Origin of the sequence: Neolewinella antarctica, from assembly GCF_011927835.1 — a bacterium.
Lineage (GTDB): Bacteria > Bacteroidota > Bacteroidia > Chitinophagales > Saprospiraceae > Neolewinella > Neolewinella antarctica.
The window spans coordinates 22,043-48,170 of the sequence record NZ_JAATJH010000010.1; the positions used below are offsets into that span (position 1 = coordinate 22,043).

24 protein-coding genes are annotated in these 26,128 nt (G+C 57.0%); 13 read left to right on the forward strand and 11 right to left on the reverse strand.

The annotated features are described in order from the left end of the window. Positions 1-106 precede the first annotated feature (106 nt). Together GGR27_RS18520 and GGR27_RS18525 are read right to left on the reverse strand one after the other, a co-directional pair. Positions 107-1,267 (reverse strand): tyrosine-type recombinase/integrase, encoded by a 1,161-nt coding sequence (locus GGR27_RS18520; RefSeq protein WP_168040136.1) that lies wholly within the window; start codon positions 1,265-1,267, stop codon positions 107-109. A gap of 323 nt (positions 1,268-1,590) precedes the next feature. Next, complete coding sequence (locus tag GGR27_RS18525; RefSeq protein WP_168040138.1) at positions 1,591-4,125, reverse strand: DNA translocase FtsK; 2,535 nt, start codon at positions 4,123-4,125, stop codon at positions 1,591-1,593. Positions 4,126-4,287: 162 nt separating this feature from the next. On the opposite strand from GGR27_RS18525, the gene GGR27_RS18530 reads away from it, so the two are divergent. Continuing rightward, positions 4,288-5,103 carry a class I SAM-dependent methyltransferase gene (locus GGR27_RS18530; RefSeq protein WP_168040140.1) on the forward strand — a complete coding sequence of 272 codons (816 nt, stop codon included), beginning with the start codon at positions 4,288-4,290 and terminating at the stop codon, positions 5,101-5,103. Between the two features lie 80 nt (positions 5,104-5,183). Next, the gene (gene rpe / locus GGR27_RS18535; RefSeq protein WP_168040142.1) at positions 5,184-5,855 is read left to right on the forward strand and encodes a ribulose-phosphate 3-epimerase; all 672 of its coding nucleotides are present in this window, start codon (positions 5,184-5,186) and stop codon (positions 5,853-5,855) included. Between the two features lie 3 nt (positions 5,856-5,858). Here rpe and GGR27_RS18540 read toward each other — a convergent pair whose 3' ends face one another. Next, positions 5,859-7,184 carry a M16 family metallopeptidase gene (locus GGR27_RS18540; RefSeq protein ID WP_168040143.1) on the reverse strand — a complete coding sequence of 442 codons (1,326 nt, stop codon included), beginning with the start codon at positions 7,182-7,184 and terminating at the stop codon, positions 5,859-5,861. Positions 7,185-7,414: 230 nt separating this feature from the next. Here GGR27_RS18540 and GGR27_RS18545 point away from each other — a divergent pair, with 230 nt between their 5' ends. From GGR27_RS18545 to GGR27_RS18560, 4 genes are read left to right on the forward strand one after another with little or no spacing between them, the layout of a single operon-like run. Further along, positions 7,415-8,203 carry a hypothetical protein gene (locus GGR27_RS18545; protein ID WP_168040144.1) on the forward strand — a complete coding sequence of 263 codons (789 nt, stop codon included), beginning with the start codon at positions 7,415-7,417 and terminating at the stop codon, positions 8,201-8,203. Beyond that, positions 8,200-9,450, forward strand: a complete 1,251-nt coding sequence (locus GGR27_RS18550; protein ID WP_168040146.1) for a 3-deoxy-D-manno-octulosonic acid transferase — start codon at positions 8,200-8,202, stop codon at positions 9,448-9,450. The genes GGR27_RS18545 and GGR27_RS18550 overlap by 4 nt, the downstream gene beginning before the upstream one ends. Further along, positions 9,450-10,409: a hypothetical protein gene (locus GGR27_RS18555; RefSeq protein ID WP_168040148.1), complete on the forward strand. Its 960-nt coding sequence runs from the start codon at positions 9,450-9,452 to the stop codon at positions 10,407-10,409. The genes GGR27_RS18550 and GGR27_RS18555 overlap by 1 nt, the downstream gene beginning before the upstream one ends. A 44-nt stretch (positions 10,410-10,453) precedes the next feature. Beyond that, the gene (locus GGR27_RS18560) at positions 10,454-10,660 is read left to right on the forward strand and encodes a dodecin family protein (RefSeq protein WP_168040150.1); all 207 of its coding nucleotides are present in this window, start codon (positions 10,454-10,456) and stop codon (positions 10,658-10,660) included. Positions 10,661-10,997: 337 nt separating this feature from the next. Here GGR27_RS18560 and GGR27_RS18565 read toward each other — a convergent pair whose 3' ends face one another. Together GGR27_RS18565 and GGR27_RS18570 are read right to left on the reverse strand one after the other, a co-directional pair. Continuing rightward, a complete protein-coding gene (locus GGR27_RS18565) occupies positions 10,998-11,492 on the reverse strand; it encodes a TlpA family protein disulfide reductase (protein ID WP_168040152.1) in 495 nt (164 codons plus the stop codon). 124 nt (positions 11,493-11,616) lie between these two features. Next, positions 11,617-12,936 (reverse strand): N-acetylmuramoyl-L-alanine amidase family protein, encoded by a 1,320-nt coding sequence (locus GGR27_RS18570; protein WP_168040154.1) that lies wholly within the window; start codon positions 12,934-12,936, stop codon positions 11,617-11,619. Between the two features lie 145 nt (positions 12,937-13,081). Between GGR27_RS18570 and GGR27_RS18575 the strand changes: the two genes are divergently transcribed. Continuing rightward, positions 13,082-13,744, forward strand: a complete 663-nt coding sequence (locus GGR27_RS18575) for a heme exporter protein CcmB (RefSeq protein WP_168040156.1) — start codon at positions 13,082-13,084, stop codon at positions 13,742-13,744. Positions 13,745-13,786: 42 nt separating this feature from the next. On the opposite strand, the gene GGR27_RS18580 is transcribed toward GGR27_RS18575, so the two are convergent. Next, positions 13,787-14,212 carry a DUF805 domain-containing protein gene (locus GGR27_RS18580; RefSeq protein ID WP_168040158.1) on the reverse strand — a complete coding sequence of 142 codons (426 nt, stop codon included), beginning with the start codon at positions 14,210-14,212 and terminating at the stop codon, positions 13,787-13,789. Between the two features lie 303 nt (positions 14,213-14,515). Here GGR27_RS18580 and yihA point away from each other — a divergent pair, with 303 nt between their 5' ends. Next, complete coding sequence (yihA, locus tag GGR27_RS18585) at positions 14,516-15,133, forward strand: ribosome biogenesis GTP-binding protein YihA/YsxC (RefSeq protein ID WP_168040160.1); 618 nt, start codon at positions 14,516-14,518, stop codon at positions 15,131-15,133. A 10-nt stretch (positions 15,134-15,143) separates the two neighbouring features. After that, complete coding sequence (locus GGR27_RS18590; protein WP_168040226.1) at positions 15,144-16,910, forward strand: 1-acyl-sn-glycerol-3-phosphate acyltransferase; 1,767 nt, start codon at positions 15,144-15,146, stop codon at positions 16,908-16,910. A 491-nt stretch (positions 16,911-17,401) separates the two neighbouring features. Here the strand turns inward: GGR27_RS18590 and GGR27_RS18595 are convergent, their stop codons facing one another. Then, entirely contained in the window at positions 17,402-17,647 is a 246-nt protein-coding gene (locus GGR27_RS18595) for a GlsB/YeaQ/YmgE family stress response membrane protein (protein ID WP_168040162.1), read from the reverse strand. Positions 17,648-17,789: 142 nt separating this feature from the next. Here GGR27_RS18595 and GGR27_RS18600 point away from each other — a divergent pair, with 142 nt between their 5' ends. Beyond that, on the forward strand, positions 17,790-18,989 hold the full coding sequence (locus GGR27_RS18600) for an AAA family ATPase (RefSeq protein ID WP_168040164.1): 1,200 nt from the start codon (positions 17,790-17,792) through the stop codon (positions 18,987-18,989). Beyond that, a complete protein-coding gene (locus GGR27_RS18605) occupies positions 18,976-20,229 on the forward strand; it encodes a vWA domain-containing protein (protein ID WP_168040166.1) in 1,254 nt (417 codons plus the stop codon). The genes GGR27_RS18600 and GGR27_RS18605 overlap by 14 nt, the downstream gene beginning before the upstream one ends. Positions 20,230-20,277: 48 nt before the next feature. Here the strand turns inward: GGR27_RS18605 and GGR27_RS18610 are convergent, their stop codons facing one another. Then, positions 20,278-20,814 carry an NUDIX hydrolase gene (locus GGR27_RS18610; RefSeq protein ID WP_168040168.1) on the reverse strand — a complete coding sequence of 179 codons (537 nt, stop codon included), beginning with the start codon at positions 20,812-20,814 and terminating at the stop codon, positions 20,278-20,280. Between the two features lie 107 nt (positions 20,815-20,921). Beyond that, positions 20,922-22,112: a hypothetical protein gene (locus GGR27_RS18615; RefSeq protein WP_245184760.1), complete on the reverse strand. Its 1,191-nt coding sequence runs from the start codon at positions 22,110-22,112 to the stop codon at positions 20,922-20,924. Positions 22,113-22,380: 268 nt separating this feature from the next. Between GGR27_RS18615 and argB the strand changes: the two genes are divergently transcribed. Further along, entirely contained in the window at positions 22,381-23,151 is a 771-nt protein-coding gene (gene argB / locus GGR27_RS18620; RefSeq protein WP_168040172.1) for an acetylglutamate kinase, read from the forward strand. A 44-nt stretch (positions 23,152-23,195) separates the two neighbouring features. Next, complete coding sequence (locus tag GGR27_RS18625; protein WP_168040174.1) at positions 23,196-23,408, forward strand: hypothetical protein; 213 nt, start codon at positions 23,196-23,198, stop codon at positions 23,406-23,408. Between the two features lie 4 nt (positions 23,409-23,412). On the opposite strand, the gene GGR27_RS18630 is transcribed toward GGR27_RS18625, so the two are convergent. Further along, entirely contained in the window at positions 23,413-24,897 is a 1,485-nt protein-coding gene (locus GGR27_RS18630) for a xylulokinase (RefSeq protein WP_168040176.1), read from the reverse strand. 125 nt (positions 24,898-25,022) lie between these two features. Continuing rightward, positions 25,023-25,988: a transglutaminase domain-containing protein gene (locus tag GGR27_RS18635; RefSeq protein WP_168040178.1), complete on the reverse strand. Its 966-nt coding sequence runs from the start codon at positions 25,986-25,988 to the stop codon at positions 25,023-25,025. Positions 25,989-26,128 lie beyond the last annotated feature (140 nt).

Here is a 26,128-nt window from a genome sequence, read left to right on the forward strand (position 1 = left end):
CGCTAACGTTCGCATATACCTATTGCACAATATACGGTTGCACGTAATAGTCATATCTGTCCTCCAAAATTACACAATATTCTTCGAATATGGAGGAACAACGCAACTACAAGCGATCCAAAGGGCTGATGACGCCGACCTTCTCTTTGGTGCTGACATGGGTATAGATCTCCGTCGTTTTGCTACTAGCGTGGCCGAGGAGTTCCTGGATGTGGCGCAGGCTGGTGCCCGCTTCCAGGAGGTGGGTCGCGTAGCTGTGGCGGAGGGTGTGGACGGTGCAGTAGGGGTTCACGCCACTTAACTCCACAGCTTTGCGCAGGATGGTTTGAACGCTGCGCACGGAGTACTGACCGGCACCCTGGCCTTCGAAGAGCCAGTATTCCGGGACGTACTCTACGAAGTATTCGCGGAGTTCTACCAGAAATTTGCTGGATAGCGTGGTGTACCGGTCTTTTTTGCCTTTGCCTCCGTGGACGAAGATTTGCATTCGGTCCGACCTTACGTCGGCAATCCTGAGGTTGACGACTTCGCTCAGGCGCAGGCCGCCTCCGTAAATAATTTTGAGAACACACCGGTGCTTTACGTTAGGTATCGCAGCAAACAGACGCCTGACTTCTTCAACGCTAAGCACGGTCGGTAGCTTTTGACGCTTCTTCGGTCGCAGTTCGATAAATGCCTTTTCCCTACCCTCTACTTTTTCCAGCCAGAATTTGATGGCGTTCAGCATTTGGCCCTGGGTGCTTTCCGCGTAGTTGCCCTGCTCTACCCGATCGACAATGTACGTTCTGATTAAGTCATTGGTAATCCCGTCTACATTAAGACCGGGGTGGACGCCGAGAAAAGTTTTGATGTGTGTTAAATAGCTCTTTATGGTTCGCCAGCTGTAGCGGAGTACGGTTAGCTGTTCTTCCGTCCGGTGTAGAGCTTCTTGCCAGTGTGGGGGTAGCGGAACTTGATTCAGGATTGGCTTTACGCGTTTGCGACTCTTCGTAGAAGCTACTACTTTGGGGGCGGCAGTCGTTCCATTGGTAGCGTAAGAAGCCCGCGGCGTATCCCAAACCAGACTGTCCTCGCCGAACATCGCCCGTAGCATCTGCTTGGTTTCTACGGAGGCCGGTGCAACCCACCGCTTACAGTCCTGATCGAATCTGATGCCCGGTATCACCGCGGTCTTTCCGTAAAAGTCTTCGATGAATGTTTGCGGGCAAAAGGCATAGCAGGTGTAACCGCTAATCTCTATGGTCCTGATCTTGACGTTGTTACTCATATTACAAAGAACAACCGACCGACGCAAGCAACCCATCTACAAACGAATAATTGCGAATATATTCGTATAAATACGGATATGGTTTAGGTGGGGTTTGGGTAGTTTCGAGTGCGAATAGTTTCGTGCACCGGTGGAAGCTGTGCCGCCAAACCCATCACCCTGCACCCGCGACCGCGCCAAAATATACTTACGAACCGGGAAATACAAGACCAGCTCCGTGGCGATAATGTAGTAATGAATTAAAGCCATCTAACAAAACCGTCTTTGCTCATGTGTCTTGTACTACTGCTATCGCAATTGCTACGTAGCAATAATCCGCCCCGCTACCCCCGGTTCCGCAGGTCGTCAATGAACCGCGTCAACTCGTTTTCGTCGTAAACGAGCACCTCCCGGGGTTTGCTGCCCTGGGCGGGGCCAACCAGGCCGAGTTGCTCCATCTGGTCCATGATGCGGCCAGCGCGGTTGTAACCCAGTTTGAGGCGGCGCTGGATCATCGAGGTGGAGCCGTGCTGCTGGGAAATGATGAGGCGGGCGGCGTCCTCGAAATTGTCATCCAAATCGGCGTAAGAAAGTGAGCCGGAGCCCGCCATCTCTTCGTCGGTGTTGTACTCGGGCAACAAGTAAGGTTCGACGTAGCCACGCTGTTTGCCGATAAAATTGATGACTTCTTCCACCTCGGGGGTGTCGACGAAGGCACCCTGCAGCCGGACGATGTCTCCGGCATTGGACAACAACATGTCTCCCCGCCCAATCAACTGATCGGCACCGCCGCCGTCCAGGATCGTGCGGGAATCAACTTTTGCCGTCACTTTGTAAGCTATCCGTGCGGGGAAGTTGGCCTTGATAACACCCGTGATAATGTTGACCGAAGGACGCTGCGTCGCAATCACGAGGTGAATACCAACCGCGCGTGAAAGCTGCGCCAAGCGGGCAATCGGCATCTCGACTTCCTTACCCGCCGTCATGATCAAATCGGCAAATTCGTCGATGATGAGTACGATGAAGGGGAGGAATTTATGTCCCTTCTCCGGATTCAGGCGACGGGCCACGAACTTCTCATTGTACTCTTTGATGTTTCGCGCGGATGCTTTTTTCAGTAAGTCGTAGCGCTGATCCATTTCGATGCAGAGGGAATTCAGCACGTGAATTACCTTGGTTGTCTCCGTAGTAATTGGTTCCGTCTGGCCGGGAAGAAAGGCCAGGAAATGGCTCTCCAGTTTAGCGTAAGGGAAGAGCTCTACTTTTTTGGGGTCGATCATGACCAACTTCACCTGCGACGGGTGTTTTTTGTAAAGCAGCGACATGATGATCGAGTTGATGCCCACCGATTTACCCTGACCGGTCGCGCCGGCTACCAACAGGTGCGGCATCTTCGCGAGGTCGGCGATCAGCACTTCGTTCTTGATCGTTTTACCGAGCGCAAGCGGCAGGTCCATCTTGGCGTTCTGGAACTTTTCGGATTCCAGGACTTCCCGCATGGATACCATTTGGGGGTTCTTATTCGGCACCTCGATACCGATCGTGCCGCGCCCGGGTATGGGGGCAATAATCCGAATACCGAGGGCGGCCAGCGAAAGGGCGATGTCGTCCTCCAGGTTTTTAATCTTGGAAATCCGCACGCCCGGTGCGGGGACAATCTCGTAGAGTGTCACCGTGGGGCCGATCGTCGCCCTGATTTTCGTAATCTCGATCTTATAGTTTAATAAGGTCTCAATGATCTGGTCCTTGTTGGCTTCGAGCTCGCTGCGGTCGACTTCGGCGCTTCCCGTCTCGCGCTCGAGCAACAGGCCGACGTGCGGTGGCGTGAAGTTGGGCAGGTCCAGGGTCGGGTCGTAGGGCTCGGTGTGGTTCTGATTCTGGGCGGTGACGGCGAGATCGGTATTAATTCCGGTATCACCGTCGGCGAGAATTAGGTTGTCCACGCCGGTTGCCAGCGGATCGGTGCCCACCAGCGTGAGGTCGCCCACCGCGTCCATCGGCATCTCCATTTGCTTGCCGGCGAGTTGCTCGATTCCCTGATCGCCCAGCGTGGCCGGGCCTTCTATTTCGAAGTCGTCGTCACCACCAGGTCGGAGAATGGCAGCTTTCGCGCTACTGGGACGCAGGGGCGCGGTCGCGGGTTCGGGGTCAGTGAAAGAAGGAGCAAGGGCCGGTACTTCCCCGTCCCCACCGCTCCCACTAGTATTGTTAGCACCTGTCCCGTACTTAGTCGGGGCCCCTATCTTACCCCCCCGGAAACGACCGGAGAAGTGATTAATTACGTCATTTTTGATTTGTTCCGGCGTGCCGTTAAAGTCGATCCGAACCTCAAAAACCAAGTAGATCGCCACGAGCGTGAGCAGTAACAAGATCACGCCAAAGGCACCCAGCACGCGCGTCAGGTGACTGACGAGGTAGGCCCCCACCGCTCCACCCAGCGGAAAATTCGTGAAGGAGCCAAACAAAAATTCCAGCAAAACCGCGCCGCCCATCATCGCCAACATGACGGTCACGAACGGATTGATGAGCTTACTGATCGGTTGCCGGCGCAAGAAATTAAGACCGGCCCGCCAGAGAAGGTAGACGACGCCAAAACTGGGGACGCCGAATAAGAAATACATCCAGAAATTAGACAAAAACGCCCCCAAACGACCCAACCAGTTGTCCACCGTCGGCCCGTCGTTGAGCAGTAATTTCCAGCTAAAGCGCAGCACGCGGTCCTGGTCCACCTTCCACGTGAAAAGGTAGGAAAAGAAGGCCACGCCCAGGTAAACGGCAACGAGAATGAGCAGAATCCCGAATAATTTCGGAATGCGTTCGTCACTCAGGCCCATTTTCAGGCTGGCTTGCGCCGAAGAAGATTTTTTAATTTTGGCCATACAGTAAGTCACGGGGGGGGAGAGAAAACAAGGCAGCCCCGTAAACCGCGAATCTACGAAACCGGGACGGAACAAAACGCATCTACCACCCCCCATCGGTACCCGCCCCCGGAAACTTTTTTGGAGCCGCCCCGCGTTCCCACCCCACCCGAATTGCCGTCCATGCACGATCACCCCGACTATCTTAAGCTAAACAAAGCGCAGTGGAACCAGCGCACGCGCGTCCACCTCGCTAGTGATTTCTACGACGTACCGGCCTGGCTGGCGGGAAAAGACAGCCTGAAAGCTCCCGAACTAGCGCTCCTTCCGGCTGACCTCACGGACAAGCGAATACTCCACCTCCAGTGTCATTTCGGCCAGGATACCTTGAGCCTCGCCCGCCGCGGCGCGGAAGTCACCGGAGTAGATTTGTCCGATGCGGCCATCACCGCCGCCCGCGACTTGGCGCGCAAGACCGGCCTCGATGCCCGCTTCATCAACTGCGACCTCTACGCGCTCCCCGATCACCTCCCCGAGCCCGCCTCCTTCGACGTCGTCATCACTTCTTACGGCACCATCACCTGGCTCCCTGATCTCGACCGGTGGGCCCAACTCATCCACCACTACCTCAAGCCCGGCGGACAATTCATTTTTGCCGAATTTCACAACCTGGCCTACCTCTGGAACGCAGACCGGAGCGCGATCAAATATCCTTATTTCAACCCCCACCCCATCGTAGAGGACATTACCAAAAGCTACGTCGGTGACGATGCCACGATCACCGGTACGGAAGTTAACTGGGACCACCCAATCAGCGCCGTCGTCACCGCACTCATTCAGTCCGGTCTCACGCTGCAAAGTTTTACGGAATACGACTACTCCCCGTACAAATGTTTCGATGATATGATTCCAGCGGGTGAACCCGGTCACTGGTGGCTGGAACAAATGCCCGGGTTGATTCCGTTGGTGTATACACTGCGGGCTGTTAGGAAGAATTAGGCGGTAGGATGGTAGGCGGTAGCTTTCCACGACTACAACACCCGCCTACCACCTACCGCCTACCGCCTAAAACACTACTCATGCACTACGTAGCCCCCTCCCTCCTAGCCGCCGACTTCCGCCGCCTCGACCAGGCCATCGAGCTCATCAATACTTCCGAAGCCGACTGGTTTCACCTCGACGTCATGGACGGCAATTTCGTACCGAACATTTCTTTCGGTCAGTTCATCGTGGAGCAGGTCGCTCAGGACGCGACGAAATACCTGGACGTGCACCTGATGATCGACCAGCCGGAACGGTACGTTGAGTCGTTCGCAAAGGCCGGCGCGAGCGGAATCACCGTCCACGCCGAGGCGACGAACCACCTGCACCGGGTCGTGCAACAAATCAAGGAGGCAGGGTGCAAAGCTGGCGTGGCGCTTAATCCGCACACGCCGGTAAACGTGCTGGAGAACATCATTGAAGAACTCGACCTGGTCCTGATTATGAGCGTGAACCCTGGCTTCGGGGGTCAGAAGTTTATTTACCAAAGTATTCCGAAAATCCGCCAGGTTTACGACATGATTACGGTGCGGAACAGTTCGGCAATGATCGAGGTAGACGGCGGCGTCGGGCTGCAAAACGCCCAAAAAGTACTCGAAGCCGGTGCCCGGGTGCTGGTGGCGGGCAGTGCGGTGTTTAAAGCAGACGATCCTGCGGGCGTCATCAGTAAGTTGAAGGCAATCTCGGGAAACCCCACCGCGATGGTCTGATGATTAAAGTCCCAAGCGCGCGGTCGGGTCCTCAATCAGGCCAGCCTCCCCGATCACGCCGCCGCCGCCGAGGACGACTTCCCACTCGCCGGCCGGGTCGAGGTAGCGTTGGGCGACCTTCCGAATCTTCTCCGGAGTAATCTCCAGAATGGTTTGCGATAATTGCTGCAGGTAGCCGTGTGGCTCGTAGTCTTTGATGATGGCCGCGCGGTGGCGGTAGGCGTGGCCAAAAACGCCATCGAGGCTGTTGGCCACGGTTCCACTCAGGTAGGCACGGACCATTTCTAGCTCGCTGGGCTCAATTAAATCTTGCCGCAGGCGTTCGCCCTCCAGTGCAATTTCTTGCCGGACCGCACCCAGGCTCTCGTTCGCTACGTCCGCCGAGACGCCGAAATCTCCGTCGAACCGGTATGTGTCCACTTCCGATTCGATACCGTAAGTCAAGCCTTTTTCTTCCCGGATGTTGCGCATCAACCGACTCCCGAAATAACCTCCGTAGATCGTGTCGAGGACGACGAGGGCGGCGTGGTCCGGGTGGCGAATGTCGATGCCCGCGCGGCCGGTACGAATCATCGATTGCTCGGCGCGCGGCCTACTGACTTGCAGCAGGCGGGGCCGTTTGGGAATGGTAGGCAGGTCCACCGCAACCGCCCGTTCGCCCGTCGGCAAACCTCCGAAACTCTGCTCCACAATTTTGAGAATATCATCGTTCAGCTGCCCGGCCAGGAACAAGGTGGCGTTACCGGCGTGGTAGTGGCTGCGGTAGTATGCCCGAATTTGGTCGAGCTGCAGCGTTTCGTAAAGATCCGGGTAGCTATTGTAACCGTAGGGGTGATCGGTGCCGTACGTAGCTTCGGTGATGAGCCGAAAGGCGAGCGTGTCGTTGTCGGAAAGATTTTCGCGGAGGCGTTGCTGGCGCTGGCGGATGAGGCGGTTAAAACTCTCTTCGGTGAAGGACGAGCTAGCAACGATCTCGCCCATCATGGGCAGCACTTCCCCGACCCAGCGGTGGGTGGTGGAGATACCCAGATTGCTGGTGTCCATCACGTCGGCCTGGTCGAGCTGGGTGCCGTACTGTTCGAAGTAGGCTTCGAGGTCGGCGGCGGTCAGGCGATCGGTTCCCTCCAGCAACAAGTCGTCGGTTAGGTCCGAAACCAGTTTACCCGTCTCGAAGGGACGACCGGCGTCCCAAATTAGTTCGGCGCGGATGACGGGGGCATCTACTCCCCCCATGGCGACTACTTTTAGGCCATTCGCCAGGGTAAACCGTTCGGCGGGGAGCAGGGCCGGTATGGTGGCTAAGTGAATCGGGGGTGGGGATTTGCGCATGGGCGGGCGAAGGTAGGGTTTCGGGGGCTCTGGGTCCGCGTAACTTTTCTTGCGCGGACGCGGGTGCCGGGAAATGGGGAGAAGCGCAAGGTTTACTCAGGGGGGTATCGATAAGCAATCGTGTTAACAGAAACGTTTTGGGACGCACGCGGCCGTCAAAAGGATTCCGACGGACTTTATAATCCCACGTATTCACCCTTGCCCCGTGCAAACAGACCTATTTTTACGCCATGCCAAAACTGCGCTTTCCGATCTTTGCCGTACTGTGGTTGAGTTTCCTTGCCTTGCCCAACTACACTGGCACCTGCGTCCGCGCCCAGGGACTGGCCGGGGCAAAAAACCTCGACCGCGCCATCCTTTTCCAAGTTGGCTACGGCTTGTTCAACTCCGCCGCAGACCTGAACGACCGGTTCGGTAACGGCTTCGCTTTCGACGGCGGCGTGAGCTACCTACCGGCAAACTCGAACTGGGCGTTCGGCGTCCACGCTAATTTTGGCTTCGGTAGTGACGTGAAGGAAGATATTCTGGCCGATCTGCGGACCAGCGACGGCTTCCTCATCGGCAACCAGCGCGAGCCGGCCGACGTGAAGTTGCGGCAACGGCAACTCTTCGTGGGCCCGAGCGTCGGGTACACCTTTCGCATCGGCGGCAACCAACGCGCGGGCATTAATTTACGGACGAGCCTCGGCTACTTTGCCCACCGGATTCGCATTCAGGATGATCCGGTACAAACTGTCGCCGCCATCTTCGAGGAAAACCGGGCGGGCTACGACCGGCTGACCGGCGGCCCGGCCATCTATCAGTTCTTCGGCTACCAGCACCTCAGCGAAAACCGCCGTATCAACTTCTACGTCGGAGCCGACCTCCTCGCCGGCTTCACCAAACCCTCACGCGCCTTCGACGTTCCTACGGGGGCCGCCCTCCCCGATGACCGGCGGACCGATGTCGCCCTAGGCATCCGCGCCGGGCTCATCATCCCGATCTACCTCGGGGAAGGGCGGGAAATCTTTTACAAATGACCGCACTCTACCGTTTCGCCACCGAAGCTTACCACACCGGAATCGCAGTCGCCGGGCGTTTCGGCAACGAGCGGGCGCGCAAGTGGACGACGGGTAGGGACGGACAAGAAACACCACCAAAACCGACCGGTAAAAAGCGCCTCTGGATGCACTGCGCCAGCCTGGGGGAGTGGGAGCAGGGGCGGCCCGTGCTGGAGGACCTGCGCAAAAATCTACCGGAATGGGAAGTCGTTCTCACTTTTTTTAGCCCCTCCGGCTACGACCGGGCGGGGCAGACCGAGCTGGCGGAACACGTTCTGTACCTCCCGCCGGATAGTCCGGAAAACGCAACGGCGTGGGTGCGCGATCTGGCGCCGGACCTCGCCATTTTTGTCAAGTACGAGTTTTGGTATTTTCACCTGCAAGCCCTCCACGCGGCGGGTGTGCCGACCTGGCTCGTCGCGGCAACCTTCCGCCCCGAGCAACTATTTTTTAAGTTCTACGGTAGCTGGTACCGGGAGATGCTACAGCTCTTCACTGGCATCATTACCCAGACGAAGCGTTCCAAAAAGCTACTGGTCGAAAGCACGGACTACCCCGGGAAAAGAATTTGGGTCGCCGGTGATCCCCGGATGGACCGTACCCTGGCGCTCACGCAGGTGCCGTGGGCAGACGAGACGCTGACGCAGTTTTGCGCCGGGAAACCGACCATTTTTGCCGGCTCCGTTTGGCCCCACGACCTGGACGTCTGGAAGACGGCCTGGCCGCAGATCGAGGAAGACTGGCAAGTCGTTTTTGCTCCCCACCAGCTGCAGGAAGAAGAAATCAATCAGATGCTGGATGACTTCGACGGCGTCCGCTACACGGAAGTCGATGACGTCGACCTTACGAAAGAAAACGTACTCATCCTCGACACAATCGGTATGCTCAGTAAGGCGTACCGCTACGGACGCGTGGCCTACGTGGGCGGCGCCTTCCGCACGGGCCTCCACAGTACGCTGGAGCCGATGGCCTACGGGCTGCCCACCATTTTCGGACCGAAGCACAAAAAATTTCCCGAAGCACAGACAGCCGTCGACGCCGGTGGTGCCTTCGTAGTCACCGACGATGAAGACCTCATCGACACTTTGCACCACCTCAACGACAACGTCACCTGGGAGGAAGCTCACCGCGCTCAACTGGAAGTAGGACAGGCGAACGCGGGGGCGGGCAGCCGTACGGCGGACATCATCTTGCAGGTACTGGCGGCACGCAAACGCGTCAGGTGATGGTGGGGCCAGGCGATCAAAGTGCAGATCGGTTTTCGGTAACCGCAGCGTGGCGGTCCTGGAGGTGTCTTGTCGGGTACCCGCACGTTTTCTCGCGGAAGCTTGCGGGCGGTCTGCGTACCGCACGGCTACTCGTACCGCTGCTCCTGCTGCTCCTTTCCTCGCCGGATGTCAACGCCCAGGCCGCCCCCACGGAAGCCCTCCGCCGCGCGACCGAAAAAGCCAGTCTGCTGACGGCCATCAGCGGGGCGAATTGGAAGCCAGGACTTAATCTGGGCGCCGCCCAACTGAGCTTTGACCGCAGCATTAACCTCACGATCGAACTCGTCGCTGGTCGTACTTACACCCTGATCGGAACGGCCGAAACGGAACGGGCCGTACTGGATATGTCCTTATTCGATGCAAGCGATAGCCACGTAGCCGCCGATGAAGCTACGGACGCTACGCCCGTGATTCAGTACACCGCCGCACGGTCCGGGGCCCACCGTATTCGCCTGCACCTCCGGGCGAGCGACAAACCAGCCCTCGGCGTCGCGCTCGCCATCCTGGTGGACAAAGGCCTCGACGTAGCCGTGAATCGTCACCGTCTGCTTACCAGGCAGTTCACCGCGAGTACGACGGCGATGCTCGTACCCGCCACGGAGTTGACCTGGCTGGACGGAAATGCTGGCTGGTGCATCTACGGCTTCGCCTCCGCACAACCATCGTCGCTGTTCCTCGAGCGGCTCACGTTGCCGGCGGGAGACTACCGCTTCGCGCTGAGTGGCCGAACAGGAGCCATCGGGTTTGGGTTATACTTAGCGAACGAAGAAGATGAGGTAATCGCCGACTCCGGCCCCGCCACTGGATTCCCGTTGCTAGCTCAGTCGGTTGATCAAACCGCTGAGTTTACGCTGGGCATCATTGGTGAGAAAAGGAAAACTACGCACGTCCTCCTTCTGGGAATTTTTCAAAAATAAATCTGGCTCGGCCCTTAATCCGGTCAGCCGCAAATACCCCAACCATGGCTAACGTAATGAAAGTAATTGAAATCCTTAGCGAAAGCGCAACCAGCTTCGAAGAGGCCATCGCCACCGCAGTGGAAGAGACGAGCAAGACGGTTCGTAACATTAGCTCCGTCTACGTGAAGGAGCAGACCGCTACCGTCAAGAACGGTAAAGTGGACAAGTACCGCGTCAACATCAAAATTACCTTTGAGGTAAATCAGTAAACTAGGTCACCGACTTAATCGACACCGAAAAGCGGCCCCGACAACTCTGTCGGGGCCGCTTCTCTGTTTTAGCGTATTTTGGTTGTATAGCTACGCGATTTTACACATCTGATGACCGCCTCTGGCAGCAGCGTTAGCTAACTTTGGTCTTGGCTGCGCCTGGACCAAAGATGCATCCGATGAGACCGCGCAGCAGCAGCGCAAGCTAAAATCACTAGACTTTGGGAGATAGAGGAATTCGGTTTCTCATCGGATGCATCTTTCAAGGAGAAACAGCTTCGCTGTTTCTCCTTGAAAGATGCATCCGATGTGTAAACCGCCGCAGCGAACCAAAACTTCACTTACTAACCATTTTCGCGAGAAACCTGTCTACCTCGTCTTCCCGCCCGGTAGCGTACCCACTAAATTCTTTGACGATCACGCCACCGCCATCGACGATGTACATCTGGGGGATACTCCGAAAACCCAGCTTGCGTTGTAACGCAGCGTCGGAATCGATCAGAATATCGTATTCCCATCCCTTGCGGCTAACGAGTGGTTTGATCTTCCTGACCTGGTGGCGCTTATCGACGCTGACGGCCAGGACGTCCACCCCAAATTCATCTTGCCACTTAGCGAGGTACTTCGCCATGTGGTCTAGTTCTACGTGGCAGGGCTGGCACCAGGTAGCCCAAACGGCGACGACGGTAACGTTACCCGTACCGATCTTTTCGGAGAGATCGACGGATACATTGTCAATCGTTTTGAGGGTGGGCGTGGGAAATGCACGTTGCGCGGTCAGGGCGACGCTCGTACACAGCAGGATAAGGGGGAGCAAAAATTTCTTGAGCATGGAATCGAATTGTAACTAGGGAACGGGCTGGGTAGTCAAAAATTTGACCGTCGCTGCGTTAAGGTAATCAAAAACAGCCCCGGGCAAAAATTGACTGGCCTGGGTAAGCATTCCGCGATGAATATCACAGCAAGCCAAGTAGCAGCCAGTCCGCCATCAACTGCCGGTTAGCGGGTTCGATGATACGAATCTGGTCCGAAGAGTTGGCCATATTAGCCAGTTCGATGAACACACCGGTCGGCTTTGTCTCCCGCAGCACGTGGAGATCGCGGGCCCCGACGGTGCCCCGGTAGCCCCGGCCGGCGCGCGTCTCGGCGTACATATCTTTGATTTTATCCCGCATTTTCCGCGCCAGCACTTCCCCGGCGGGGTCGTTTTCGTGGTGGTAGAAGAACAGGTCGACGCGCCTACTTTTCGAGCGGCTGTCGATGTGGATACTGATCATCGTCTGGTCGGTGAGCCCCTTGGCGATGTTTTGTTCGTAGAGTGAATTGATGATGTCGCAACGCTGCCAGAGGCGTCTTTTCTGGTTGAGCGGCAGTTTGTCGCCGCCCCAGACGGTTTCGGTTTTGTCCGCCTTCAGGTACCGTTCGTCACGGATGCCATCTTTTTGGTCGCGGACGATCATGTAGGGCGTCCCCCCGTGGGCGAGGATGTTGCGGGTGAGGCGAAGGGCTACGTCGTAGGCGTATTCGTCTTCGTAGAGGCGGTGGTTGCCGCGGCGGGCGGTGGCACCGGGGTCGGGGCCTCCGTGGCCGGCGACGACGTAAAAGATGCGGCCGGCGAGCTGGTTGTCGATCTTCGGGACGTAGGCGTATTTCTCGCCGAAAATGTCGAAGGTGCGGCGGGCGCTGGTGGTTGTCTGCTCGGGCGCGGGGCCAGTGGGGCGGCCGTTTGTACTGGGCGCGGTCGCGGGTGCAAGGTTTTTCGGATTCTCAGCCTTCGTGATTTCACCGATGTCCTTAATTTCTTTGTCCAAATCGGGCTCGGGCGTCGGTCCGCTGGCGGAGGGCACGGTTGTCGTGGACTCTACTTGGGGAGGGGTCGGGCAGTGATCGATGTGGTAGGGGACGTACAGGGTTTTGTCCTTGCGGAAGTCCGTGCTGCGTACGCCCTTTTCCAACAGGTCTTCATTGTAATGCTGAATGTCGAGCGCCCGGTTATAGTTTTTGTTGTTCGTGGTCGTTCGGATGCTTTTACCGTTGTAGGTGAGTTCCTCGATGGGTAACTTGTACGTGCGGCCAATAAGTAGGTGGGCGTCACTCCTGAGTCGGTTCAGGCGATAAAATTCTTGTAGGTTGCACGGAAACTCCAGCAGTCCGTAGTGACGCAGGACGGAGTAGACACCGTCGCCGGATTTAGCAACGATCGTGACCTGACCCGCGCTCAGCGTCACGGAAAGCAGGGTAAAGAGTAAAAGGAAAGTCAGTTTTTGGGGTGTCATTCGAATTGTTAGGGCACGGTCGTAGCGGGGGGCGAAGATACTACCGTCGGCCGGTTACCTTTAGGCATTTCCTATTCAGATTGAGGGTAAATTTCGGGGCGGTCAATCAGCCTACGCGCTTACCCCACCCGCTAGTCAACGATTCATGCAGACACTCCGCCAAATAGCTCACCTACTCAAGTGGGAGTTCAGGGCCGAATGGCGCAACCGGACGGCCATCAGTAGCGTGCTGCTTTACGTAGTCGCCACGGCCACGATCGTGTACATGGCCATGACGAATTTTTCCGCCATGACCTTTAACGCCGTACTGTGGATCGTATTGTTTTTTGGCGCGCTGGTCGCCACCGGGCGCAGCTTTTTGCGGGAAGGCGGCCGGCGCCACCTGTACTATTACCAAGTGGCGTCGCCCGAAGCCCTGTTGACCAGCAAGTGGATTTTTAATACCCTCCAGATTTGGTTGGTGAGTGGGGCCAGCTACCTCGCGCTACGTTTCTTCGCGGCGGAGAATATCGAAGTGTTCGAGCCGGCGACTTTCCTGGCGGCCGTGGGGCTGGGGGGCGTCGGGCTTTCGGCGGCGCTGACGTTCGTGGGGGCCATTGCGGCACGGGCGGGTGGGAACGCTACGCTGATGTCGATTCTGTCGCTGCCGATCCTCACGCCGCTGCTTTACCTGCTGGTTAATCTGGGTGCCTACTCCTTCGGGCTGCCGATTGAGCAGACCGACACCATGCTGATCTACGTCGGGGCGATCGATTTAATCGGGCTGGCGGTGGGGCTGGTCCTGTTTCCTTTTGTTTGGCGCGATTGACGGTAAGGTTTATCGACTTTTCTCTGGCAAGGTATTGACTACTTAAACAAAGAGTTCCTCCGTTTGCGCTACCCGTTCGCGCCGGGGCCGGGGTAGAGGGCCAAAGTCCTGAAAGTCATCGCGGCCCTTAGGGTCGGCTCCGTACCTATTTTCCCGCGGCTGACCGTCGGCGAGCATCATGAAGAAAAGAATGATGGTACCGACGCCGGTGGGTGCCAGGAGAATCCACCAGCCAGTGCGGCCAAGATCGTGGAGGCGACGGACGGTCACCGCTACGGACGGGATAAAAAATAACAACTCGATCATCCGCTCGATCCCGGCTTCGTGGCCGATCATGTTTCCGTAGAAGTTTGACACGAGACCACCGATCAAACTCGAAATAAAGATGAAGGACCAGAATTCTTTGCGGCGCGCCCGGCCTTTGATCGTGGCAAATTTTCCGAGAGCGGTGGTGAATGACTCAAACATGGGTGGGTTATTTTCTTTTGTTGCTGCGTCGAAAGTAGGTCTACTCCCCTACCCCGGCAAGTTTTGTCGACGGAGCGGAGGAATGCGTCGACCAATCGTACTGGTAACAACCGAAACGGCGCTAAGGGTTAAGTATTTCACTAGCTTTCCGGCTGCGCCCACGTACCTTTGCTCCTTCCTTAATAACCCTTGCACCGGCGACCGCGCAACAAAAGTCTGGGGTCTTTAGTCTGTGGTCTGTGGTAACAGTAACCACCAGAGACTTTAGACCAAAGACTGAAGACCAAAGACCAAAGACCAAAAATGTCCATAACCGCCTCCGAATTCACCACCTCCTACGCGCGGGTCGACAAAATCCCCGTCGACAGACGACCCGAGTTTGCGTTCATCGGCCGCTCGAACGTCGGCAAGAGCAGCCTGCTCAACATGCTCACCTCGCGCAAGGAACTAGCCAAGACCAGCGGCCGGCCCGGCAAGACCCAGCTGATCAACTACTTCCTGATCAACGGCTCGTGGAACATGACCGACCTACCCGGCTACGGCTACGCGGTACAGAGCAAAAAAACGCGCTCGAAGTGGGAGACCCGCACGACGAACTATTTTACGAAGCGCGAGCAACTGACCTGCGCGATGGTGCTGATCGACAGCAACGTGCCGCCGCAAAAGATCGACCTGGAATTCGTCAACTGGCTCGGCGAACTCGGCGTGCCCTTCGTGCTGGTGTTCACGAAAACCGACCGCAAAAAAGCCCGGGGCCTGACCCAGGTGGAAGCCTTTAAGAAGAAGCTGCTGGAGCAGTGGGAAGAGCTGCCCCCCGTGTTCCTCACCAGCGCCGTGAAGCAGGACGGCCGCGAGGAACTCCTGGCCCTGATCGAAAAAACCTTGCTGGGCATGGACTGGCCTTACGCCGAAACCACCTAACTTGGCCACCGTGACTACTACCGAGCAAAATACCAATACCCTCGTCGCCACCCCGGCCTTCGAAAATGCCGGCCGGCGCTACGAACACATTGCCCCCGACCTGGAGAAGTGGGACATCTACCGACTCCACGAAGACCGCGATGCATTCGTCAGTGAGCTCGAAGAAGCTACCTACGAACGACTCCTGGAAGAACACGGTGGCGACCTCCAGAACCTGCTCAGTAAGACGATCTTCAGCGAGCAGAACCGCACCAAGCAGGAACCGTGGAAAGTGGACCCGCCCAAGGAGAGAAGCTACTACAAGCGGCTCGCCAAGATGCTGGCGACCAGATCGCTGGACGAAGAAGAGCAGACGACGGCGGACAACGCGGCACGCAACATCCTCAAGCGGATCGTGCACCGGTATTCCGACGAGATCGTCGGTCACTTCAAGATTCCTACTTTTCGATTCGCCCGCCGGTTTCTGACCTTTTTCTTCGGCCGCCTACTGAATGCGGCGGACGGGCGCAGTTTCCGCTCGCTGTTCTCGAAAAAGATTTTGCTGCAGGAGAAACTGCTGGTGCGGGGTTACGTCGAGCGGGTGCGGGAGCTCAGTAAAATCGGGACCGTTGTCTTCGTACCCACCCACTTCTCCAACCTCGATTCCATCCTTATCGGCTACGCGCTGGACCAAGTGGCGGGCCTACCGGCCGTCTCCTTCGGTGCGGGGCTCAACCTCTACAACACGGGTTATACGGCCTACTTTATGAACCGGTTGGGGGCTTACCGCGTCGACCGGCGGAAGCGGAACGGCGTGTACATGACGGCCCTAAAGATGTTCTCGAAACTCATCATCAAGAAGGGCGTGCCGAGTCTTTTCTTCCCGGGCGGCACGCGTTCGCGGTCGGGGGCGCTGGAGACTAAACTCAAGCTAGGCTTACTCGGCACGGCCGTGGAGGCGCAACGCGCCAGCTACCAGGAAGGGCGGGAAGAAAAGATTTTTATCGTGCCGGTTATTCTCAGCTACCCCTTCGTGCTGGAGGCGCAGTTTCTGGTGGAGCAACACCTCCGCGAGCAGGGGCAGGAGCGGTACATCAAGGCGTCGGATAATTTCCAGTCGCTGCGGTCGATTCTGAAATTCGTGTGGGGGGTATTTAGTAAGGGTAACACCATCACGATCAGCCTCGGCCAGCCGATGGACGTGCTCGGTAACCGGGTGGAGGCCACGGGGCTCAGTTACGTACGCAGCGGCCGCCACGTGAGTACGCGAGAATATTTTCGCGACCAGCACGGCGAGATCAACCAGGATTACCAGCGGGAGAGCGAGTACACCCGGATGCTGGGGGAAAAGATCGTGGAACGGTACCACGCCGATGGCATCGTCCTGCCGTCGCACATCGCCAGTTACGCTGCCTTCGCGCTGGTGGAACGGGCCAACATCGGCACCGATCTTTACGGCATCATGCGTTTGCCCGCCGAGGAATTCTTCTTCGATGAGCCCGCGCTACTCAACGTTATCGCTCAGTTGCGCGACGTGTTGCTGGACCTTAGTAACGAAGACCGGGTAAAGGTTTCGCCAGAACTTTATGAAACGCCCGAAGGCATTTTGCAGCACGCCATGGACAGCATCGGTAATTTCCACATCCAGAAACCCCTGCACCGGGACGCGGACGGCAAGGTAATCTGTGATAGCTACGCGATGCTTTATTACTACCATAACCGGTTGAGTACTTTCAAGCTGAAGGGGAAGATTAAATACCCCAAGCCGCTGATTCATGAGTTTGCGGGTGTGCGGTAGCGTTAGTTTTGCGGTTGTTTTTTAAGAGCATGTTGGGACTTTGGGTTCCTGGCCGGTTTTGAGACAGTTTTGTGATGGTTAAGGCAGCAAAACCGGAGTTTAGCCGTAGCTAAATGAGGATTTTGCTAACGAAGACCACCGCAAAAGTGGCCAAAACAAGGCCGGAAGCTAAAGTCCCAACATGCTCTAAAGGTGCGCGGCCGCGGGTGCCGGGAAAATTGGCTAGCGTAAATTTTTGTCGGGCAGTCGAAGCTAAATTTGATTGGATTGGTAGTTAGTGGATTCTGTACGGATTTTTCAGCTACGTAAAAACTAGTGCTCAGAACAACACTTTCCGGCCACGCCGAAGCATTTCTTACCCAAACTATTGTGCTTATGTGTTTGTGTGGCAAAAACCTGGTTGCGAACGGTCAGCAACGAACCGACCACCAACAAAAAATGCCAGCGGCGCGGGGCCACTGGCATTCTTAGTTTTTACACGAAAGGCGGATTTAAGCCACCCGCCGGTAAATAGCCAGGCAGATAACCGCTCCGACTACGGCGACAATGATGGACCACAGGTTAACACCCGTAGCACCGCCCATACCGACCAGATTGAAGACGAAGCCACCGACGACGGCACCAACGATACCGATCAGTAGGGAAGCGATCCAGCCACCGGGGTCCGGCCCCGGGTGAATAAGTTTGGCAATGGCGCCGGCGATGAGGCCGAGTATGATCCAGGCAAGAAAACCCATAGTAGTTTAGTTTTGATTCCTTACTAAAATCTGATTTGGCGGCCGTTTGTTCGATTCTACAACCATCGAAGGGCGATGGTGGTGGAGCGGACTGACGCCCCGCCCGACAAACTATGTGGCGAATTAGGAGTTAGTCCAAACCGTGAACCCATCCCAAAAATTACCCCGTGGCGCGGCCGCGCTACTCATCGCCCTCGTTACCCCCACGCAGAATAACGTCACCGGTATCCCCGTCCTTCTGTGGGGCCGCCCGGGCGTCGGCAAGTCCAGCTTCATCGAGGGCTTGGCGCGTCCGGATTTTCCGGTCACTACCCTAATCGCCTCCATCCACGACCCGACGGACTTTAGTGGCTTACCCATTCTGGAGGACGGCAAAGTCCGCTACGCCACGCCGCAGTGGGTGGACAGCTTTTCTGAGACGGGCAACGGCATTCTTTTCCTGGACGAGTTGAGCACCGCACCGCCCTCCGTGCAGTCGGCCCTGCTCCGCGTAGTCTTCGAACGGCGGGTGGGGTTTCACGACCTACCACCCGGCGTCCGGATCGTGGCCGCCGCCAACCCGCCCGACCTGATGGTGGGGGGTTGGGAATTATCACCGCCGCTCCGCAACCGGTTCGTGCACCTGAACTGGGACATTGACGCGGACCTGTACATCAACGCGCTACTCAGCGGCTGGCAACAAGGGAACATTCAGGAAGTAGATACCAAGGCTCACGCCGTACTCCTCGGTCAGGTAAAGGCCCGGGTGGCTGCCTTTCTGCGCTTACAACCCAGTTATCTACACGCTAACCCGGAGGATAATCCGTACGGATTCGCCAGCCCCCGAACCTGGGATTTCGTGGCCGCCCTGTTCACCAGCGCCGAACTACTCGGCTACGATTTACACGATACCCAGTCCGACGGTCTGTGGCTCGACCTGGCCGCCGGTTGCCTGGGGGAAGGCATCGCCATCGCGTTGATCGAGTACTTACGCAACCTCCGCCTTCCACCGCCCGCTGACGTTCTCGACGGCAAGGTAAGTCTCGACGTGACCGACCTGAACGACGGCGAGCTCTACGTACTGTTTGCCAGCCTGAATCCCTACCTGAAAGCCGCGGTGGGCACTGCTGATCTTCTTCCCTACTCGACCGTTTACCTCGATTTGATGGCGACAACCTTCGACGACGGCAGGCGTGACATTGCTTTCGTGCCCCTCCGCGAGTTGGCCCAGTCCGGCTGGCTGCCCGAGGTATTTGCCGCGGCGCAGCAAGCTAATGGGGACGGTGGTTCAACCGTCACCGACCAGATCGAACGCTTCTTTGCGGACGAAGGACTCAACCAATTCATCGATGTCCTCAGTTGATCACCGCACGGCCAGCGACCGGATTCGCTTCGCCCGGGCCTACGCCGCCCAGCGGTTACCGTGGTTCGGTCCGGCGCTGTTCCGGTGCCGCATCATCGTCACCGAGCGGACGGAGGTAGCTTCGATCGACCTGAGCTACAACGTTTACTGGAACCCGGCGGCCGTCGCGGAAATCTGGGCGAGTAACCCGGAAGAGATCGACGCCCTGAAAGAAATTGGCTTTCTCTGGATTCACGAAATCAGCCACCGTCTCCGTCAGCACGCCGAGCGGCGCGAATCCTTACTGACCAAGCGACCGGTCGACCCGCGCACCTGGAACATTGCCGCCGACTTCGAGATCAACGACAACCCGTGGCCAGGATTAACCATGCCAGCGGTGTACCCGGGTATGCTGCCCGGCAAGTTCGGCTTTGCGAACGGACGGTTGGCGGAGGAGTACCTGACCATGGTGGAGGGTGCCGAACACGACTTTGCGTTGCTCCCGGACGAAGGAAGCGGCGTACACGGGGAAGCACGGGAGTGGGAAACCGGGGACGTTCAGGATATTTCTGACTTGGACACCGAGCTGATCCGCAGAAAAGTGGCCGATGAAATGAAAAAGGCCGGTCCGAGTGCCATTCCCGCAAGCTGGCGGAGCTGGTCGGAAAGCGTTCTGACGAGTAAGACAAACTGGCGGCGCTCCCTTTCGCACCGGATGAGCGTGGCCATCCATCAAGGCATCGGTAGTCGGATCGACTATAGTTTCGCGCGGCCGAGTCGGCGGCAGGCCGTTTATCACCCTATCCTGGCTCCGTCACTGCGGGGTGACCGAACGGCGCGCATCGCCATCGTCGTGGATACGAGTGGGTCGATAGGTAGCGCTAGTCTGAAGCGATCGCTGGCCGAAGTCGCCGGTGTCGTACGGACATTCCGTTACCCGGTTACGATCATTCCCTGCGACAACCGGACTTTCGAACCCGTGCGGGTCGTCGCGGCGGAGGAGGCTTACAGAATTCAGTCACTCCCCGGCGGCGGGCTGACCGACATGCGGGCGGGCATTGCCGAGGCGCAGAAACTTCGGCCAAAGCCGGACGTAATCCTCGTACTTACGGATGGGTTTACGCCTTACCCAAAGGAGCGATTAGCCGTCCCCGTCGTGTTCGGCATTTTGTTGGAGGAGAACAGTGTTGTTGCGGATGTTCCACGACCGCCTCAGCCACCTTTTGGCCCGAGATCGGTACTTTTAATTCGACCCGACTAGTAACGTTGACTTTAGTCGATGCTCGTGCCTCGTCCTCTAAAGTCAGTATTACAGGGTGGGATAGCTAGCCCGGTGCAGACGTTGGGTTCCGTCACGCCGGTCCAAAAAATGACGTTTTATCGTAAACGTAGAAGAGGTAAATGCCATCTCATCCCAGGGAATATCCGCTTCGGTAAACAGCTGACATTCAAGACTTTCCTCGCCCACCGCGAATTTACCCTCCACGAGCTCCCCGACGAACTGGAGGTAGATTTGATTTATTTTTTCCAGGTTGTACAGTGAAATCAGGTACGTTAATTCCACCTTAGCCGCCGCCTCTTCCCAGACCTCCCGGATGGCCCCGGCTTCTACGCCCTCGCCATTTTCTAAATAACCGCTCGGCACGTTCCACAGGCCGTAGCAGGGCTCGATGGCGCGGCGGCAGAGCAACACTTTATCTTCCCACACGGGCAAACAGCCCGCGACGATCTTGGGGTTGCGGTAGTGGATGGTGGTGCAGGCGCCGCAAACCAACCGCGGGCGGTTATCGCCGGCGGGGATAAGTTTACTTATTTCGGCGGAGCCACAGTGGGGGCAAAAATTCATGGCCGCAAGGTAGTTCGCTTTAACTAGCTAGGGTTCGTGGTACAAGCGAAAGCAGTGTCGGGAGCATCCCGACACTGCTTCGAACTTCTTAAAATTTGATCTAAGCACTAAATTGTCCGGTAACTCGTGGCCAGTAGCTCCTGCAGCCTCGGTTTCAGGACGTCCGCCGCGTCCAGAATAAGGGCTTCGTTAGAAGGGAATTGCTGCGCGCGGTTACCCACGTAGCGGCGGGTGCTACGGCTGAGCGCACGGCGGTCGCCGCTGAAGGTGCTGGCGTAGTTGTTGAATACGGCTTCGGCCGTGAGGGCTTCCTCCTCCACGATTCTGTTCAGCCGATTGTCGTAGAGGACGAGGCTGCCGTTCACTACGGCCGCTTTACTCCGTAAAATCTCGATGATCTGCGCCCGGACGATTACCCTACGGGGCTGCGTAATATCGTTGCCGAGGGTATCCTTGGCGACGTTGCCGCGCGCATCCAGCACGTACTCGTCGCCGTCGGTAATTTCCTGCTCGTCGACGTAGCTACGCTCGGTGATGCGTTCCGGGCTCACTTCGATGTTGCGGATGACGATTTGCGCGTCGTAATCGTAGGTGACGCCGGGGCGGGCGGCGAAATCGTAGTAGCGCCAGTCGCTGTCCATGTTGTTGGTCTCCACGCGCAGAAGTTCTTCCTCAAAGCCGCGGGGGAGGTAGCCGCCAGATTCGTTGACGGTCGTGACGAAGATAAATACTTTACCGAGTTCGCGGGCTTCTTCGCGCAAAGTGCGGGCGTCGCGGTAGTTGGCGCGGTAGCGTTCGGTCGTAGCAAAATCCTGGAAGGATTCGCGGGCGGCGCGTTTGTCGCCGGCGCGGCCTTTCGTGAGGTTGGCCAGGGCATTGGCGTAAGCTTGTTCGGCGGCTTTACCCTCTGTGGCGGCTAGTCGGTCACCGAGATCAACGAAGTTGAACTGGGCGTAGCGGCCGTTTTTATCGGAAAGGGGCAGCAACGGTTGCAGCGCGCGCTGACGGCGGTCGACCTTTTCGTAGATGCCGTGAATGCGGCCCCAGTCGGGCGTGCCGGAGTTGGCGAAGTAGTCCGCCTGGTCCAGATCGCGCTGGATGGACTTGTTGACGGCCTTTTCGAGCGCGGCTACGTACTTCGGGTTCTTCTTTTCCTTGCCCGACAGGCGCTTTTGGGCGAGGCGGATCGTCTCTTCGTAGTTGCCGTTTTCGACGAGTTTATCAACTGATTTGCAGGAGGTAGCGAAGAGGGTAAATAGAATCAGTAAAGAGGTATAAAGCTGGCGTGTGTGTTTCATGGTGAGCTTCTTTGACATAAAACTACGGAGCGACGGTCCGAGAATTGCTTACGGAAAAGCTAAGGGGGATTAAGGTTTGTTAAGGGGGGGGGGTTAGGCGGTAGGCTGGTAGGCGGTAGGCGAGTAGGCGGTAGCCGGTAGGGCGGTAGGTAGTGGTATTCTTCATAATTACGCTGCACCTGCGACCGCGCCGCGTAAGCTAGTCCCGTACTTTGTCGGGGTGCCTGATTACCTTGCCTTGTATATTGACAATCGCAACTCAACCCGCATGCAACTTACAGTTCTGAAAATCGGTGGTAACGTTCTTAACGACGAAGCGGCGCTTGCTGGAGTACTGGATTATTTTGCTAGCCTAACGGAGCTCGCCGTACTCGTTCACGGGGGCGGCGGGAAGGCGAGTGAGGTAATTCGTGAAATGGGTCGTGAGCCGCGGATGGTCGGTGGGCGGCGGATAACGGACGCGCCGACGTTGGAAATTGTGACGATGGTCTACACCGGCCTGATTAATAAGAATCTAGTCGCTCAACTGCAAAGGCGGGGCACGAACGCCATCGGGCTTAGCGGGGCGGACGGCAATGCGATTCTCGCGGAGAAACGCCCGGTTGGCGAGATTGATTATGGATTTGCGGGAGACGTCACCGAGGTTAACGGGTCATTGCTCGCCGGGCTACTCCGTCTGGAATTACGTCCGGTTCTGTGCCCCATCACCCACGACGCCAAGGGACAGCTACTCAACACCAACGCCGACACGATCGCTAACGAAGTTGCTAAGGCGCTGGCGACGCAAGGATATCAGGTTTCCCTCAAATACTGCTTCGAACTACCCGGTGTGCTTCGTGATATTAATGACGAGAACTCCATCATTAAAACCATTACCCCGAAAACCTACCGGCAGTACCAACTGGAAGGGGTGATTGCCGGTGGGATGATCCCGAAATTGGATAATGCGTTCGACGCCATTGCATCTGGGGTCCAGGAAGTAGTTATCGGTGATTTGAGCCACTTGCGATCCGGCCAAGCGACCAGACTGATTGCCTAAACAAAAGATGGCCATTATGCGTACTTTGTTAAAAATACACCACGATGAATAAGGATTATACCATGACCAAAGGTCGTATCGCGGTGAGTATGCTGGCGGTTTCTCTCATGTCCGTCCAGACCTACCGTTATTTATTTGTGGAATTAAGCGAACGGCACGCCACTGGCGCCTTGTTCGGGGTCTTGTGTATGGTTTGCCTAATCGTAGCGATGGTAGTCTCTGAGTGGGAGAAAAAGAAGAGCCAGCCCTTCAGCTGAAAAATCACTTCATCCGCTCCGTCAAGCTATTTTCCCAAGCCGCGTAAGCCGTCTCCAGGGTCACCTTATCCGTAATCGGTCTAACGATGGAGATTGCTTCCTGCCGCCCAACGGCCGCCTCCACGCTATCCGCCAAACCGACCGCCACACCGGCCGCCAGGGCCGCCCCGACCGCGCCCGTCGTGTCGTGCATCTCGATCGTTGCGCCGGTTAGCGTAGCGATTGTCGTGGAGAAAATCTTACTCTGAAACAAGTTATCGTTCCCCACGCGGATCGTACTCAGGTCGACGCCAAGGTCCTGCATAATTTTCATCCCGTACACGAACGAGAAGGCTATTCCCTCGATGCCGGCGCGGATGACGTGCGCGCGATCGTGGCGATTCAAGTCGATGCCGAGCAGGTGAGCACCGATATTTTTGTTGTTGAGCATCCGCTCCGGCCCGTTGCCGAAGGGGAGAAAGTGGAGTCCTTCGCTACCCACGGGAACACTTGCCGCCAACGTTTCCATCTCACCGTAGCTAAGGGCTTCCCCACCGAGGAGGTTCTTTACCCAGCGGTGTAGAATACCGGAACCGTTGATGCAAAGAAGGATACCGATCCTTGGCGCGTCGCTGGTGTGGTTGACGTGGGCGAAGGAATTCACGCGTTGGCCCGGGTCGAACGCTAAGCGATCACTCACCCCGTAAACGACACCGGAGGTACCGCCAGTAGCGGCCACTTCACCGGGTGCGAGCACGTTGAGGGAAAGGGCGTTATTGGGTTGGTCGCCGGCGCGGTAGCCGACTACGGTGCCGGGTTCGAGGCCGAGTTCCTGCGCGGCGGTGGCGGTGAGCACGCCTTGCTTTCCTATGGCGGGGACGCGTCTTGGCAGAAGATCGGCACTCAGGTTCATTTCGTCTAGGACGAGGTGGGCGGGGCTGTTTTCGGTAAAATCCCAGAGGATGCCTTCGCTAAGGCCAGTGACGGTGGTGGTGGCTTCGCCGGTAAGTTTAAGCGCGAGGTAGTCTCCGGGGAGGAGGGCGTATTTGACGCGGGCGAAGTTGGCGGGTTCGTTGTCGGCAACCCATTTAAGTTTGCTGGCCGTGAAGTTGCCGGGGCTGTTGAGGTGGTGGGTGAGGCAGACGTCGGTGCCGATGGATTTGAAGGCCTTGTCGCCCGTCTCGACCGCGCGGCCGTCGCACCAGATGATGCTGGGGCGAATGACTTCGTGCCGGTCGTCGACGATCACGAGGCCGTGCATCTGGTAGCCAATGCCCACTGCTTTTATGTCCTTACTCGGCACCTGCGTGAGCGCCAAAACCTTCTTGGTGGCTTCCACGACGTACTTATACCAATCCTCGGGATTTTGCTCGGCCCAGCCCGGCTCGGGGTTGTCCATGCTCAGCTCGGTTTCCGGGGCGGTCACGCGAGCGAGAATTTTACCGGTCGCCACCTCCACGAGGGCGGCTTTGATGGAGGAGGAACCGAGGTCGTAGCCGATGGTATACATAAAATTGGGCGGTTTGACAGCCGAAGGTAACCCAATTTTTTGCGCGGTCGTCCCGACTGAGTGCGGGACTTGCTTACGCGTCGCGGAAGAAGGCTAAACGGGGAAAAAGCAATGGATTGCAGCGCTTACCGGACGCGTAATCGGTGGCTAATGAGCATATCGTCACGACCGGAATAAATGCTCAATACCATATTTCTTACTTCCTTAGCCGGGACGGTCAGGCGATAACCATCCTCCGTCCGTTCGGCAGTGCAAGAGATTTGCTGGGCGGTCGTCATATTAGCGCAGACAAGATTCTCTATGGGGCCGACTGAGGAGAATTCATAAATAAATTCTTCATTTCTCGGCGCTGAAATAGCGTAACTATCATATGTCAAATCGCCAATTCCGTACGCAATAAATTTCGCTCCGATCCCCGGCAGGTTGACGAAGGTTTCGCGGTCCAGCAACTCATCCGTGAGTTGCCACTTGGCGTCGGTCGGAAAGTGAGAATACTGAAGGCTAGCCGGCTCCGGAAAAAAGTAGGCTTCGCGAAATTGCTTATTAAATTTATCCCCCCGCATGGCTCCGGCACCCCAGGTGGCATCGACTATCTTCCATTCCCCGTCAATCTCCACGGCGTTCCAAGCATGCGTGTAGCCCATGCTCCCCGCCTCGATCGCGTTCGAACGGACGTGGCCCGTCACGTAGGCGCAGTTGAGGCCGACCGTTTCGGCCATGCGCTGGTAAAGCCGGGCGTAGTTATCGCAAACACCTTTTCTCTGGCGCAGGGTCTGTTGGATGCGGTCGTCCCAGACTTTTAGTATTTCCTCCGGCGTATAGGCGCGGCGCTTCATTCTTCCCTGGCTGATCTTTTCGTAGAGGTCTACGTCGTAGGTGATGTTTTGGGCGGTCCAGTAGTAGAGGGCGGCGGCTTTTTGCTCATCGGTTTTTAGGCCGGTGGTTAGTTTTTTGGCTAGGGCGGCGGCGGTGGGGGCGTCTTCGGACTTCAGGTGCTCGTACTCTGACCAGTCTTTTATTACCTGGGCGGTCGTTGGCAACTGTAACACCAGGGTTAGTATTAAGAGTAGTGCTGTCTTGATTGTTGGCATTGGTGTCTTAACTTGTTGGGTCTGGTCTGAGTTGCCTCCGGCGGTTTAGCTAGCGCTGTACTTCGTGCTCCAGAGGACGAGAGAGGAAGAAATAGGAGGAGATAAGAAGAAGAAAGACCGCTTTCTTTTCTTCCTCCTCT